The following is a 12,471-nucleotide window of genomic DNA, read 5'->3' on the forward strand; positions in this document are numbered from 1 at the left end:
TAGTGGGTGGTGGGGGTGAGGTTGCCGGTGACTGCGTGGAGGGTGGAGGCGATCTCATTCAGTTTTTGGGTGCTTTTGGATAGGGACACGGTGTTGCGGGCGCCGCCCATTGCGCGTTGGTGGAGGGGTTGGCCGAGCGCGACGAGTTCGACGCGGCGGTGGGTGCCTTGGTCTTCGATGTAGGCCTGCACGGCCCAGTACCCGCCGATGAGTCCGCGTCCTTCGCCGACGACGGCGATGTCCGGTGGTGCTTGCCCGGGGGTGCTGAACGGTCCGAGGGGGTCGGTGATGGTGCTGACCTCGGCGCGGAGCTGGGCGTAGGCCTGGTTCAGGGCCTCGGCGATCAGGGCGGTGGGCTGGGTGGTGGTGTAGGCGTGGTGCTCGGTTTTCATGGGGTTCCTGTCCGTGGTGTTTTTGGGGGCTGGTGTCCGGTCGTGGGCCGGCGTACGGGCCGGGTGGTTGTGGGGTTTCCGGGAGGGATCTGCCTTGGTCCGGGGGTGTTGCCCCTGCGCCCGGGTTTGGGTGGTTATTTTTGGGTGGTTTCGTGGTGGGTGGTGGCTGCGATGGCGGTGAGGGTGATGCCGTTGGTGATCGCGTGGATCCCGGCGTGGGGGAGCAGGATGCCGTGGCGGATCGCGATGCCGGCACCGTGTTGGGTGAGCCCTATCGCGGGGAGGTTGCGCAGTGCCTGGCCGGCGGTTTCCCAGAGCCGGCCTTCGGAGGTCACGGTGATGGGTGTCAGGAGTTGGAGCCAGTATTCGTTCGCGCTGTTGTCGATGATCATGCTCACTTCGTTCCCGGTTTCGGTGGTGATGGTGGCGTGGGCGGTGCGGGTGGTTCCGGGGACCGGGGCCCAGGAGCGGATGGCGGGGTCGTGGTTCAGGACGGTGAGGACGTCGTTCCAGTCGGACATGAGGGTGTTCCGTTCCTTCTTGGGGTTGGTGCTTTTTCTTTGTCTGTTGGTGCCGGGCTACTCTGTGGCGGCGTTTGCCGGGGCCCGGGGTGGTGGTGCGGGCCACGGGGGGTGGCCTGCACCCGGCACCGGGTTGTTTCTGGCCTGCGGGCTCCGTGGGTCCGGTGGGTGTGCGGTGGTTTTAGTGGGTGGTGGTGCGGTAGTGCGTTTCGGTGTTGAGGGCCTGGATTTCCTGGGCGGCTGCGGTGCGTTGGGCGGAGAGGTTCAGGGATTCCCGGGTGGCCCGGGCCTGGGCTTGGAGTGCGGGCATGCTGAGTCCTGTGGCGGGTCCGGGGGCGGGGAGTTGTGCCTGTGCTTTGCGGAGTTCCGCGCCGAGGTTCTGGAGTTCGGTGATGCGGTGGCTGATCTGGTCGTCGGTGAGGTGTTGGTAGGGGCGCACAGGGTTCCTTCTTGATCGGGCCGGGATTGGCTGGCGGGGGCTGGTGGGCGGTTGGTTCCTTGTTCCGCCCGTGGTGATCACGGGCGGAACAAGGGGGTTTGGTCGTGGTGCCGGGGTTATTTCCAGTGGGCTCCGTGTTCGGGGCATTGCTGGCCGGTGGTGTTGCATTTGGAGCAGGTCAGGGCGGAGCCGAGGAGTCCGCGGGTGCGGCCTCCGTTGCAGCCGGGGCAGTCGGTGGTGGTGCGTCCGCATTTTTTGCAGCTGGCCATGGTGGTTCCTCTTTCGGTGGTGTTTGTGGTCTTGTGTGTGGTGCCCTGCCGGTTGCAGGGTGTGTCGGCTTCCCCCCTGGGCCCTGCCGGTTGCGGGGTATGTCGGTTCTGCGGCGGGTTCTGGTGTTCCCGCGGTTGTTCGGGTTCCTTCCTGCTTTTGGCGTGGTTACCGGTCGGGTTCGTCGTGTTCGTTGTGTTGGTTGTGTTGGTCGGGGACGGGGATGGAAGCGCGCAGGCTTTGGACGGTGGTGCTGATGCGTTGTGTGAGGGCGGTGTGGCTTTGGGTGGCGGTGGTGAGTTGCTCGATGGCGTCGGTGATGAGGTTTTTCGCGGTTGCCCGGTGTTCGGCCGTGTGGTGTTCGGTGGTGCGCTGGTCGGTGGGGGTGGTGTCGGCGATTTCCAGGAGGGTTCTGGCTTGGTGGAGTTGGTCTGAGATCCGGGTCAGGGTGGTGGCCAGGTTTGGCATTGGCATGGGTTTCTTCCGCTGAGGCTGTGTCGGTTTTGTGTCGGGTTCAGGTGTTCCCCGTACCTGCTTCAGGTGTTCCCTCACTTTGGTGGGGGTGGTTCCCGTGGTTTTCAGCGGGTCGGGACGTCCCCGTGGTTCCCGTCGGGGAGGACGGGTGCAGGCGCGGTGACCCGGGCCCTTTCATGCCTGGTTGGTGGTTATGGGCGGTGGTTTGTGCCGGGCCGGTTTTTGAGGGTGGTGATGGCGGCCCGGGCCCGGCCGGTGAGGTCGTGGCGGGCTTCGGTTCGGTGGCCGAGGTACGCGGTGAGGGCTCCGCAGAGGCCCAGGGGCGGCAGTGATTGCCAGAATTCCTGCCGGTGCGGGCCGCCGGTGGTCTGGGCGGCGAGCAGGTCTTTGATCGCTTGCTGGTTCGCGGGGTCTTGGAGGGCGCTGTAGTCCCGGCCGTAGCCGGGCATCAGGAGCATCAGGACGGTGAAGACCGCGGAGCCGTAGACCAGGGCCGCGTACAGCAGGCCGGTGATGAGCCCGACGAGCCCGGGGGTAGGTGCGGCTTTGAGGAGGACACCGGTGAGGAACCCGGCCGTACACAGCAGCACAGCCCCGCCCATGGGGGAGAGCAGCGGCAGCCACGGGACCACAGGGGGTTGGAGGAACGGGTACGCTTCGGCGTTCAGGTCCCGGACGGTGGGGACCAGGCCTTCGGTGATGCCCTGCACGGCCAGAACGACCGCGGCGGCGCAGAGCATCAACACGGGCGTGACGGTGCGCAGGAACCGTCCGACGACCACCAGTCCGCCGGCCACCCGGGTGCCCCGGCCGGTGGCGCTCGCGGGTTGTTCCATTTCGATGCCCGGTCCGGACCCGGTGGCGGGGGTGCCGGTCCGGGTGGGCAGCGGGGCGTTGGTAGAGCGGCCATCGGGGATCCCCGGGAAAGGCCAGGGCCGGTAGTCGGGACCGTCTTCGGGGGATGCGTCGGTGAAGTCCTTGGTCGTGTTCTGGTGTGTGAGGGCCGGGTGTGTGGTGTGTGTGGCGGTCATGGTGGTTTTCCTTTCGACCGGTGGCCGGGTTCCGTTAGCCGGGGTCAGGGGGTTGCGTGGCTGAGTTTTTCGGTGGTTTCGGCCAGGAGCCGGGTGAAGATTTCGAAGACGGTGTGGGTGTGGTGGGGGCGGTGGGTGTTCAGCCAGGCGGTGGCGGGTCCGTGGGGGCCGAGTCCGGGGTGGGTGTTTTCGTAGTCGATGAGGGCTTCGAACTCGAGGAGCTGCGCGTTGGTGAGCCCTACGGACAGTGCCGTGCCGACCCGGTATTCAAGCTCGGTGTAGACGGTTTTGGTCAGGGCGGTGAAGTCGTTTTCGGGCAGGGCCGCGGCGGCGGGGATCCTGCGCAGGTGTGCTGCAAGGTCGATGGGTTCTGACATGTCCGTGGGTCCTTTCGTGGTGGCCGGCAGTGGTTCCTGCCGATGTGTTCAGGCGTTCCCGCAGGAGAACCGCTGGCAAAGGCCGCGGGGTGTTAGGGGGTGTGGGGGCATCCGGCGGCTTTGAGGGAGGCTTTGTCGCGGGGGCCGGGTTCGATCGGGGGGCCCGGGGGTATGGCTGGGGCCATGATTTCGGTGGACCCGGCGGGGGCGTGTTGGATGCCGAGGGCGTGCATGAGTTCGTGGAGCATGACCTCGCGGGCGTAGGGGTTTGAGGGGGTGTTGTCTGGTGAGGTGTTTTTGATCCAGACGTCGCCGTGGATGATTTGCCCGGCGTTGTTCCAGGTTGCTCCGCCCAGGCCGATCGCGTCTGTTTCCTGGGTTTGGAGGGTGGGTTGGTAGCGGATGGTGATGCTGTTTGTTTCCTCCGGCGCCTGCGCCGACGCCGATGTCGGTGTGGAGGGGGTGGTGTGGAGGTGCAGGCCGCTGAGTCCGTTCAGGGTGGTCAGGGCCTTGTCGATGAGTTCCTGTGCGCCGTCTGGTGCGGGGCCCAGGAGTTGGACGTGGATGTCGGTGTCGCAGGTCCAGTGGATCGGGGTTCCGGACGCGGTGGTTTTCAGCAGCGCGGTCCCGTCCTGCCCCACTGCCGCGGCGGGTGCGGTGGCTGCGTTGGTGGCGGTGGCTGTGGCTGGTGCGGTGGTGGCGGTGGCTGTGGGGTTGGTCGTGGTGCGGGGTGCTGCCCAGAGCACCGCGGCGGCTAGCGCTGCCGCTGTCAGGCCGGTGAGAAGGAGCAGGAACGCGGGGGTTTTCCGTGCGGGCCCTGGTGTGGGGTGCAGGGGCAGGGAGTAGGAGAGCCGGGGGGTCATCGGGGCTCCTTGCCGGTGGTGTCGGTTGGGGTGTTTTGCGTGCCGGAGCGTTTCCGGGCGCGGATGTTTTCGAGGAAGACGCGGTCGGGGCGGCGGTCGTGGCCGGCGCCGTTGCTCGCGGCGATGGCGTCGAATTGCTGGAATAGCCATTCCTGGCTGGTGGTGCCCGGCTCTTTCGTGGTCGGTTCTTTGTCGTTTTCGTTCTGGTCCGGGGAGTCGTCGGGGTCCTCGGTCAGGGCAGGGGTGGTGGTCATGGCAGGCTCCTTGATTCCGGAAGGGGGTGTTCTGTCATGGGTTCAGGTGTTCCCTCAGATCCGTCCCCTTCCCTCTCCGGCCCGGACACCGGAAATGCCGGCCAGGGGTCGCCAAGGGGGCGGGGCTGTGTCGATGAGCGCTTCGAACTCGATCAGCTGGCATGCCGTTTGGCGGCGTCCCGGTGGGCCCAGGCGGCGGTCAGGGCCCCGGTCCCGGTGTAGAGGGCAGCGAAGAGCATGGCCAGGGCGGCATGTGTGCTCCGGTAGCTGTCCATGACCTGGGCGTACTCGATGGCCGTGGTGCCGATCGCTACATCGAGGGGGAGGATGTCCGGGACCAGGAACTGGCAGGCGCCGAGGGCGGCGCCAACAAGGGCCCAGAGGATGCCCAGGGCCAACGCTGCCCAGCGGTGCACTTTCCAGAGCTGTCCCGCGAGGTAGGCGGCGAAGGCACTGATCACCGTGATGGACACGGCCACGGCCAGGGCCAGGACCGGGTTCGCGATGAAGACGGCGAACGGCGCGTAGGCAAGGATTCCCTGCCCGATGACGGCGATGGCCACGCAGAGTTTCTGCAGTGCGTGCCAGCCGGTTCCCTGCAGCGGACCGGGAGCGGGCGCTCGCCGGGCGGGCTGCCCGGGGGATGCCGGTTGTGGGCGGGCGGGGGTGGTGGTCATGGTGGTGTCCTTTGCTTCAGGCGGGGTGTTCTGTCGTGGTTTCAGGTGTTCCCGCAGCCCTGTCCCTTCCGCCGTCGCGCCCAGGTACAGGGAAGGTCGGCCGGGTGCAGCAAATGCTTGGCGGGTGGCCGTGGTCCTGCTTCAGTGTTCCGGGGTGAGGGCGGTGGTGGTGTCGGTGAGGAGCTGGTCCAGGGTGTCTTGGACGGTTCGGGCGTAGTGGGGTGCGTGGGTGCGCAGCCAGGTGACGGTGGGCCGGTCGGGTCCGAGTCCGGGGTGGGCGGTTTCGTAGTTGATGAGTGTTTGGAATTCGAGCAGCTGCGCGTTGCTGAGGCCTTTGCTGATGGCGGTCCCGACCCGGGTTTCGAGTTCGTTGTACACGGTTCTGACAAGGGCGGTGAAGTCTTCCTCGGGCAGGGCTGCCGCGGCGGGGATCCGCCGGAGCAGGGGTGTGAGGTCAAGGTGCCCGGTCATCTGTTGTTCTTCCGGGAGGGTGGTGCCGGGCAGGGTTGTTGCGGCGGGGACCGGCCTGGTGGTGGGGCCGGGGGTTTGGGCCATGTCGTTTCTCCTTCATCGGGGGTTTCCGGGGCGTGGTGTTCAGGTGTTCCCGCGTTGTTGCTGCTGCATGGTTTTTGTTTGTCTCCCGGGCACGCTCTCTCCCTGCGGTTAGGTGACCGGGTGGGTGTGGTGGGTGTGGAGTGTGGTGGCGGTGTGGGTGGTGTGGGTGATGGCGGTGTGGATGGCTTGGGGTGTGGTGTCGGGCAGGTGCAGGCTGTGGCGCAGGGCGATGCCGTTGCCGTGTTGGGTGAGCCCGGTGGTGTTGGTGTTGCGTAGCGCCCAGCCGGTCGCTTCCCAGAGTTCGCCTTCGGAGGTGTGGGTGAGGGGGATGAGGAGTTGGAGCCAGCCGGGGTCGGTGGTGTTGTCCAGGATCAGGTCCAGTTCGATGCCGTTCAGGCTGGTGGTGGCCAGGACGGTTTCGGGGGTGTCGGGGTGGAAGGCCCAGCGGCTGATGAGGGGGTGGGTGTTCAGGGTGTGGGTGATGTCGTTCCAGTCACACATGGCGGGGGCAGGCTTTCTCAAAGGGGTTCAGGGTCAGGGGTTTTGGGGTCAGGGGGTGAGGGTGATTTGTACACTGCGGTTGTGTTCGGCTTTAACGGGGTCCAGCGTCCCGTCCGCCATGTCGGGCTCGAAGCCGGGGAACGCGTTTCCGGCACCGTTGGTGGTGATCCGGGCACGGTCCACGCCCGCGGCACCGATCAGGGCGGCGATGGCATCGGCCCGGTTCTTGGACAGTTCCCTGCGCCCTTCCTCGGTCCCGGCGCTCGCGGTGGTGCCGGTGATGGTGGCGGTGCGGTGGGGGTCTGCGTTCAGCCAGGTGGCGATGTCTTTGGCGAGGGTTGCGGCGGCGGCGGGGTCGCGGAGTTCGGTGCTGTCGGGTTTGAAGCCCAGGGGTGAGGTGTTGGGGAAGTCGGTGGTGCCTCCGGCGGGGGCGATGTGGATGGGGGTTGCGGTGGTGGGGGGGACGGGGCGGACGGTGTGTCCGTTGGTGTTTTTTGCCGGGAGGGTGGAGGCGGGCGGGACGTAGGTGGTTTTCGCGCCGGCGGTCGTGAGGATCGTGTTCCAGATGTTTTTGTAGTTTTCTTTTTGTGCCGGGGGCAGGGGGGCCTGGGTGCCGGCGTTGTTGCCGAGCCCTGCCCAGAGGATGTCCGCGTTCAGGTGGGGGATGGATTTGCTGGCGTTCAGGTGCGCGAGGACTTCTTTGGGGTCGGCGGCGGCGAGGCTGGGGTCGGTGAGGTCCAGCGGGGAGGTGTCGGACAGGCCGGGGCTGGTGGTGATGATGAGCGCCCCGGTGGTGTCGCCGATGAGGTCGGACGCGTGGGCGAACGCGGCGAGGGGGTTGGTGCCGTTGGTTTTCGCGGGGGCGGTGGAGATGGCGGTGATGATCGCGGTGCGGGCTTTGTTCTGGTCTTGGTCGTGGGTGGCGGAGCCGGGGGTGACGTCGTACACGGTGCGGGACTGGACGGTGTAGGGGGCTCCGTCTTCGGCGATGATGCTGATGGGTGCGTGGGCGTCCAGGGCTTTGTCGATGGCGCAGCCGGCTTCGGCGGGCAGGCCGGGGTTGGAGTTTTCCTGGACCGCGGTGATGATCACGAGCGCGGTCGGTGTTTTGCAGTCGCTGCCGCCTCCGGTGCCGGCGGCGGCGGGGGTGCTGCAGCCGGTCAGGGCCGCGGCCGCGGCGGCGGTGAAGGCCAGGGCCGCAAGGGCCCGGAGTCCCTTCCCGGGGCGGGTGGTGCTGGTGGCGGTGCTGTTCATGGTCGGTTCCTTTTCGCTGGGTGGTTCTGTGTTGGTCGGTGTTTCCCGGGGCCGGGGTTCGGTGCGGGGCGGGTTTCTTTCAGGGGTTTGAGGTGTTCCCGCACCCTGCGGTTCGCTGTCCGGTTTTGTTGTCCCGGTTCCCGGGCCTTGGCGGTCCTGTGTGGGGGTGCCAAGGGGGCCGGGAACCGGGTGCGGGGTTTAGTGGGTGGGTGTTGGGTGCTTGGTGGCGCCGTTGGATGCGGGGTTTACTGCCGGGCCCGGTGTTGCCCAGGAGTCGGCGGAGGTGCCGGTGCCGGGGACAGGGGTGGCGGTGGGTGCTGGGCTGGCGGGGGGCGGGGTGCTGGTGGCCGGTTGGGTTTCGGGGGTGCTGGTGTGGTTGGCGGTGTTGGTTGCTGCGGCGTGGGCGGCGATGGTTTGGGCTGTGGCGTTTTGGGCTGCGGGGGTTGCGTGGGCGGGGAGGGTGCGGTGTTGTTGGGCGGCGCCGGGTGCGGGGGCGATGGTGGGCAGTGCGGGGTTGGTTCCGGGGCCGGGGGACCAGCGGGGGGTGGCGCCGTCGCGGCCGAGGAGGTGGTCGCGGGCGTTGGCGTGTTCGGCGTGCGCGGCGGTGAGGTCGTTGATGAGGTCGGCCAGGCGGGCTTCGTATTTCGCGGCCGCGCCGGCTTCCTGGCCGAAGAGGTCCAGGGCTGCGTCGGTCTGGGTGAGGTAGTGGGCTTGGGTGAGGGCCTGGTAGAGGTCGTGTTGGGCGTCGAGGTGGTGGTCCAGCAGTGCCCCGCTTCCGCCGTCTACTCCGCCGGCTTCGTGGTGGGCGATGACGGTGCGTACGGTGTCCAGGAGTTGGGCGTCGTTGGTGGGTACTTGTCCCAGGGTCTGGTGGCCGAGGGGGTGGAAGATGTTCGGGTCCCAGATCCGGGAGAGTTCGCCTTCGGAATCGAGACGGTTCAGCGGGTGCTCGCCGGTGGTGGAGGATGCGTCGGGCCGGTCGGGGTGGGCGCGGCGCCGTGCGCGGCGGTCGAGGGCGTCCTGGATGCGGTCCAGGATGCCTTTGTTGTTTTTGGGTCCCATGGTGGTTCTCCTTTGCAGGTGGTGCCGGTGGCGGGGGTTCGTGCTGTTTCAAGGTGTTCCCGCGCCACCGGCCCCGGCCGGGGCTCAGTCCGTGGCCGGGGTGGGGGTGTCGGGGGTGGGCGGCCGCAGTGGGATGCGTGGTTTGGGGCGGGGCGGGAGGGTGAGGTGTTCGGTGAGCTCGGCGATGACGGGTGCGTCGGGGTGGCGTCGGGCGATGCCGCGGGCGTAGGTGTCGAGCCGGGTGCGGGTGTGGGCTTCGGCGTCGGCGTGGCGGTGGTCCACGGTGTGGCGGATGACATCGAGTTGTTCCTGCAGCTCGGCGACGCGGGCGCGCAGGCCGCGGGTTTTCGCGTCGGCGGCCGCGGCCCGGGCATTGGCTGCGGCGAGGGCTGCGGTGTGTTCGTCGGCTCGTCGCGCGGCGCGGATCTCGGGTGGGTCGTGGGCTTCTCCGGCTGCGGTCGGGGTGTTGGGGGCGGGGCCGTCGGTGCTGGTGCGTGAGTGTTCGGTTTTTGCTGTGGCGGCGTCGGCGTCGGCGGTGGGGATGGAGGCCTGGACCAGGGCGAGTTCCACGGTGATGGGGTCGGCGATGGTGGCGCCGATGAGTTCTTCGTATTCCTCTTCGCGGGTGAGCTCGTGGAGGCGGGCGTTGGCCCAGGGGGTGAGGGTCTGGGGACGGGGTGTGGCCGTTTCCTGGTCTGGGCCGGTGGGGGGTTTGCGGTGTTGTTGGTGGCTGGCGAGCCGGGCGCCGTCGCGCAGTCCGGCCCAGTGGTCGATGAATTTCTGTGTCCAGGGGTAGTCCTTCTGGCGGACGATGAAGTCGATTCCGGTCGGTCCTGTCGGTGGGGTGCGGTTGTCGCTGTTGTTGATGGTGGTGGTCATGGTTGCTGCTCCTTAGTGGGGGGTGTGGTGGTAGGTGGTGAGGTGTTCCCGCAGGACTCGATACCGGGGCGGGTGATCAGGGGGTTAGCTGGTGCGTGGCGGGGTGGCTGCCCAGTGGATCGTGTGGGTGGGGCAGGTGTGCCCGAAGGTGCAGCGGGGGCAGGGGGTGCCTGGGCCGGTGAGGGACCATCCGGGGCAGTTGTCCCCCAGGGGGCAGTCCTGCAGTTCGGTGTTGCAGTGCAGGCACACGGTGCCGTAGGGGGCGCTCATTGCACACTGCCCGTGGTGATGCCGCCCTCCGCCCTGCCGGTCCAGGTGGGGCCGGCAGGGCGGAGGGCGTTGGTGGTGGTCATGGCCGGGTTTCTTCCGTTTCTTCGGGTTCGGTCTCTTCGGTGGTGTCGTGTTCCGTTGCGGCGGTGGGGGCGTTTGTGGGGGTTCTGGGGGCGGCGAATGGTGTGTTCACGACTGCGGATTCTCTGGCTTTGCCGAGGAGTTCGGCGAGTTTCCTGCGGAATTCTTCTTTGGAAAGGGTGGTGCCGGCGGTGATCGCGGCTGTTTGGGCGTTGAGTTTGGCGGGGAGCAGGTCGATTTCGGCGAGGCGACGGGCGGTTTGGTGGCGGGCCTGGACGACGTTTTGGAGTGCGTCTTCGTAGAGGACGCGGAGGGTGTCGATGCGGGTTTTGGCTTTGACCATGGCTACGACCATGGGGTTGGTGAGTTCGCGCAGTTTGATGTAGGTGGTGGCGCCGCAGAGCCAGTAGAGAAGTCCGAGGATCAGGGCGACTGCGGTGTCGCCGGCGGTTTTGGCTGCGGTGGCTGCGGCGATTGATTCGGGGCTTTGGTTGATGCTGGTGATGGGCGGGTCGAGTTGGGATCCGAAGATCCGTACTCCGACCAGGCCGGCTCCGAGGAGGGCCCAGAGGGTGAGGATGATGTAGGCGGTTCTGGGGTTGGAGTGGGAGCGGGTGGCGGCGGTGAAGATGCCGTAGTTCACGATGATCGCGATGGCCACCGAAAGCAGGACGGAGATGAACACGTTCCTGCTGACGGACAGGAGCACGAGGTAGCCGATGATTGCTTCGGCGATGCCGCCGATGGAGGCCAGGATGAGGGTGGTGAGGAGGGATCTTTTCAGGGATTCGGCGTCGTGCGAGGCGGCTTTCTCGTTCTTGTGCGGGTATCGGGGGTCTTTGCCGTCCTTGGTGGTTCCGGTGCCGGGGTTCTCGGCGGGGTTTTCCGCGCCCGGGTTCCCGGGGGTGGGGTTCTCCGGTGCGGGGCCGGTGGTGGTGATGGTCGTGGTCACGGTGTTTTCCTTCTGGTTGTTGTGGTGGTGTCGTCAAGGGAAGGCGTTCCCGCGGGTTCCTTTGGCTCCCCGGCCCGGTTGGCCGGGGGTCAGGGTGAGTGGGTCGGGGAGGGGACCGGAGGGGTGCTGTTCGTGGTGGGTTGCGGGGTCGCTGTGGTGGTGGCGGAGCTGCTTGGTTGAGTCGTTGGTGTCACGCCGGGGCTGGCGGGTGTTCCGGTGGGGGTTGTTGTAGTGAGGGTGAGGAGCAGGATGGCGAGGGCGGCGAGCAGGAGGACGGCGCCGAGGATGGCCAGGGTGATGGTGGTGCGGGTGTTTTTGTTGCGGGTTGGTGGTGTGGGGTGTTGGGAGAGGCTGTAGGAGAGTTTGTTGGCGGGCATGGTGTGGGTTCCTTTCAGTCCGGTGCCTTGTTGTTCCAGGGTGTTCAGGCGTTCCCGCAAAGGGGTGGCGGGCCGGGTGAGCTTGGGTTAGGGGGTGTTGGTGATCCGGTTGAAGGTGGTGGTGTCGGTGGCCTGGGTGAGGATGCGGGCGAGGGTGTGGTCGCTGACGGCGTGCTTGTGGGGGTGGGGCTGGAGGTCTCGTTGGGGTGTGGGTGGGGTGGTGCTGTGGTGGAGCAGGAGTTCCAGGGCGTGTTTTCGGGTTTCGCGGATAAAGGCTTTGGGGTGGGGGTCGTGGGAGGCCTGCCGGGCCAGATAGGCGCGGGCTTCTTCCAAGGCGGGCGCGTTCCCATGGTCGGTGGGGCTGTAATCGGTCATTTTCTTGTTCCTCTTCTTGCTGCGGGGTGTTCCGTTGGATTGAGGCTTTCCCGCACTTGAAGGCACCCGGTGTAACGGGGACCGCTCTCGTACTGCTTGTAGGGCTTCTCCTGTGTTGGTACTTGCTTCCTATGCGGGGATCCGGGTGACGGGCCTTTTCTGTTGATGTGGGGGACGGTGATTGGGCGATTTGTCGTTCGGATTGCAGTACGGCGGTGCTGATTTTTTTCTCCTCTTTGGATCCTCTGTGCGTGTTGCGGCGTGACCGGTGTTCCCTGGGCAGGGAGCGCGTCAGCTGGGTGCTGGGTGCGGGTTTTGTGATGGATGTCCATCAGTTCTCGCGGCGGGGCCCGTCCTGTTCGCGGGCCAGGCACTTTGTGTGTGCCGCCGTGGTTCTGGGCCCTGCTCGCCGACCAGAACCAATACAGAGGCCGGCGCCGAGACAGGGGCGGGCCCAAGGAGGACGGAGACAGGCCCCAGCCGCCCGCCCCGGCCCCGGGTTGGGGGGTGTGTGTTCGAGGCCTGTTTTTCGGTGGGGTAGGTGTTTCATTGACGGAGCTGCCGATATATACCCTTTCCTTCTTTCCCACACAGGGGGGATTCAGCACTGTTCCCCCTCGGGGGGAGGGGACGGGAGGAAGGGGGTGCAGGGCCGGCGCGCCAGCGTCTTCCGGCCCTGTACCAACCACACGCTTCCCAACCCGGCCCCCACCAAAGGGGCACCTCAAACAAGGCCCGGCCACCCACCACCAACGCCCCGCCCGGAACGAACACACCGACCCCGACCACCCACAGCCAGCCGCCAGGCTGGCAGGGAGCGCGCCAGCGCTCCCATCGAGATGGGCCGCCAGGCCCAGCCTCGCTGCCCCC

General features: G+C 67.3%; 19 protein-coding genes. All 19 read right to left on the minus strand.

Features of this window, described 5'->3' with window-relative positions; genetic code table 11:
- Positions 1 to 392, minus strand: a 392-nt coding sequence (locus tag AC1DJW_RS25895) for a hypothetical protein (protein WP_476902883.1), incomplete at its 3' end; no start/stop codon positions are given.
- A gap of 134 nt (positions 393 to 526) precedes the next feature.
- Positions 527 to 913: a hypothetical protein gene (locus tag AC1DJW_RS25900; RefSeq protein WP_476902884.1), complete on the minus strand. Its 387-nt coding sequence runs from the start codon at positions 911 to 913 to the stop codon at positions 527 to 529.
- Between the two features lie 181 nt (positions 914 to 1,094).
- The gene (locus tag AC1DJW_RS25905; RefSeq protein ID WP_476902885.1) at positions 1,095 to 1,352 is read right to left on the minus strand and encodes a hypothetical protein; all 258 of its coding nucleotides are present in this window, start codon (positions 1,350 to 1,352) and stop codon (positions 1,095 to 1,097) included.
- Between the two features lie 116 nt (positions 1,353 to 1,468).
- On the minus strand, positions 1,469 to 1,621 hold the full coding sequence (locus tag AC1DJW_RS25910; protein ID WP_476902886.1) for a hypothetical protein: 153 nt from the start codon (positions 1,619 to 1,621) through the stop codon (positions 1,469 to 1,471).
- Between the two features lie 166 nt (positions 1,622 to 1,787).
- On the minus strand, positions 1,788 to 2,093 hold the full coding sequence (locus AC1DJW_RS25915) for a hypothetical protein (RefSeq protein ID WP_476902887.1): 306 nt from the start codon (positions 2,091 to 2,093) through the stop codon (positions 1,788 to 1,790).
- 191 nt (positions 2,094 to 2,284) lie between these two features.
- Positions 2,285 to 3,124 carry a hypothetical protein gene (locus AC1DJW_RS25920; protein WP_476902888.1) on the minus strand — a complete coding sequence of 280 codons (840 nt, stop codon included), beginning with the start codon at positions 3,122 to 3,124 and terminating at the stop codon, positions 2,285 to 2,287.
- A gap of 44 nt (positions 3,125 to 3,168) precedes the next feature.
- Positions 3,169 to 3,501, minus strand: a complete 333-nt coding sequence (locus AC1DJW_RS25925; RefSeq protein WP_476902889.1) for a DUF5663 domain-containing protein — start codon at positions 3,499 to 3,501, stop codon at positions 3,169 to 3,171.
- A gap of 92 nt (positions 3,502 to 3,593) precedes the next feature.
- Positions 3,594 to 4,364 (minus strand): zinc metalloprotease, encoded by a 771-nt coding sequence (locus AC1DJW_RS25930; RefSeq protein ID WP_476902890.1) that lies wholly within the window; start codon positions 4,362 to 4,364, stop codon positions 3,594 to 3,596.
- Positions 4,361 to 4,618, minus strand: coding sequence for a hypothetical protein (locus tag AC1DJW_RS25935; RefSeq protein WP_476902891.1), 258 nt, complete (start codon positions 4,616 to 4,618; stop codon positions 4,361 to 4,363). Before AC1DJW_RS25935 ends, AC1DJW_RS25930 begins: the two co-directional genes overlap by 4 nt.
- A gap of 152 nt (positions 4,619 to 4,770) precedes the next feature.
- Positions 4,771 to 5,295 (minus strand): hypothetical protein, encoded by a 525-nt coding sequence (locus AC1DJW_RS25940; protein ID WP_476902892.1) that lies wholly within the window; start codon positions 5,293 to 5,295, stop codon positions 4,771 to 4,773.
- Positions 5,296 to 5,436: 141 nt separating this feature from the next.
- Complete coding sequence (locus AC1DJW_RS25945; RefSeq protein WP_476902893.1) at positions 5,437 to 5,850, minus strand: DUF5663 domain-containing protein; 414 nt, start codon at positions 5,848 to 5,850, stop codon at positions 5,437 to 5,439.
- Positions 5,851 to 5,958: 108 nt separating this feature from the next.
- Positions 5,959 to 6,351: a hypothetical protein gene (locus tag AC1DJW_RS25950; RefSeq protein WP_476902894.1), complete on the minus strand. Its 393-nt coding sequence runs from the start codon at positions 6,349 to 6,351 to the stop codon at positions 5,959 to 5,961.
- 48 nt (positions 6,352 to 6,399) lie between these two features.
- Positions 6,400 to 7,605 (minus strand): OmpA family protein, encoded by a 1,206-nt coding sequence (locus tag AC1DJW_RS25955; RefSeq protein WP_476902895.1) that lies wholly within the window; start codon positions 7,603 to 7,605, stop codon positions 6,400 to 6,402.
- Between the two features lie 198 nt (positions 7,606 to 7,803).
- A complete protein-coding gene (locus AC1DJW_RS25960) occupies positions 7,804 to 8,667 on the minus strand; it encodes a hypothetical protein (RefSeq protein WP_476902896.1) in 864 nt (287 codons plus the stop codon).
- 84 nt (positions 8,668 to 8,751) lie between these two features.
- On the minus strand, positions 8,752 to 9,546 hold the full coding sequence (locus tag AC1DJW_RS25965) for a hypothetical protein (RefSeq protein WP_476902897.1): 795 nt from the start codon (positions 9,544 to 9,546) through the stop codon (positions 8,752 to 8,754).
- A gap of 84 nt (positions 9,547 to 9,630) precedes the next feature.
- On the minus strand, positions 9,631 to 9,816 hold the full coding sequence (locus AC1DJW_RS25970) for a hypothetical protein (protein WP_476902898.1): 186 nt from the start codon (positions 9,814 to 9,816) through the stop codon (positions 9,631 to 9,633).
- A 79-nt stretch (positions 9,817 to 9,895) separates the two neighbouring features.
- Positions 9,896 to 10,849 (minus strand): hypothetical protein, encoded by a 954-nt coding sequence (locus tag AC1DJW_RS25975; RefSeq protein ID WP_476902899.1) that lies wholly within the window; start codon positions 10,847 to 10,849, stop codon positions 9,896 to 9,898.
- A gap of 89 nt (positions 10,850 to 10,938) precedes the next feature.
- The gene (locus AC1DJW_RS25980; protein ID WP_476902900.1) at positions 10,939 to 11,226 is read right to left on the minus strand and encodes a hypothetical protein; all 288 of its coding nucleotides are present in this window, start codon (positions 11,224 to 11,226) and stop codon (positions 10,939 to 10,941) included.
- Between the two features lie 87 nt (positions 11,227 to 11,313).
- On the minus strand, positions 11,314 to 11,601 hold the full coding sequence (locus tag AC1DJW_RS25985) for a hypothetical protein (RefSeq protein WP_476902901.1): 288 nt from the start codon (positions 11,599 to 11,601) through the stop codon (positions 11,314 to 11,316).
- Positions 11,602 to 12,471 lie beyond the last annotated feature (870 nt).

This window comes from Arthrobacter sp. 05L417, assembly GCF_056397865.1.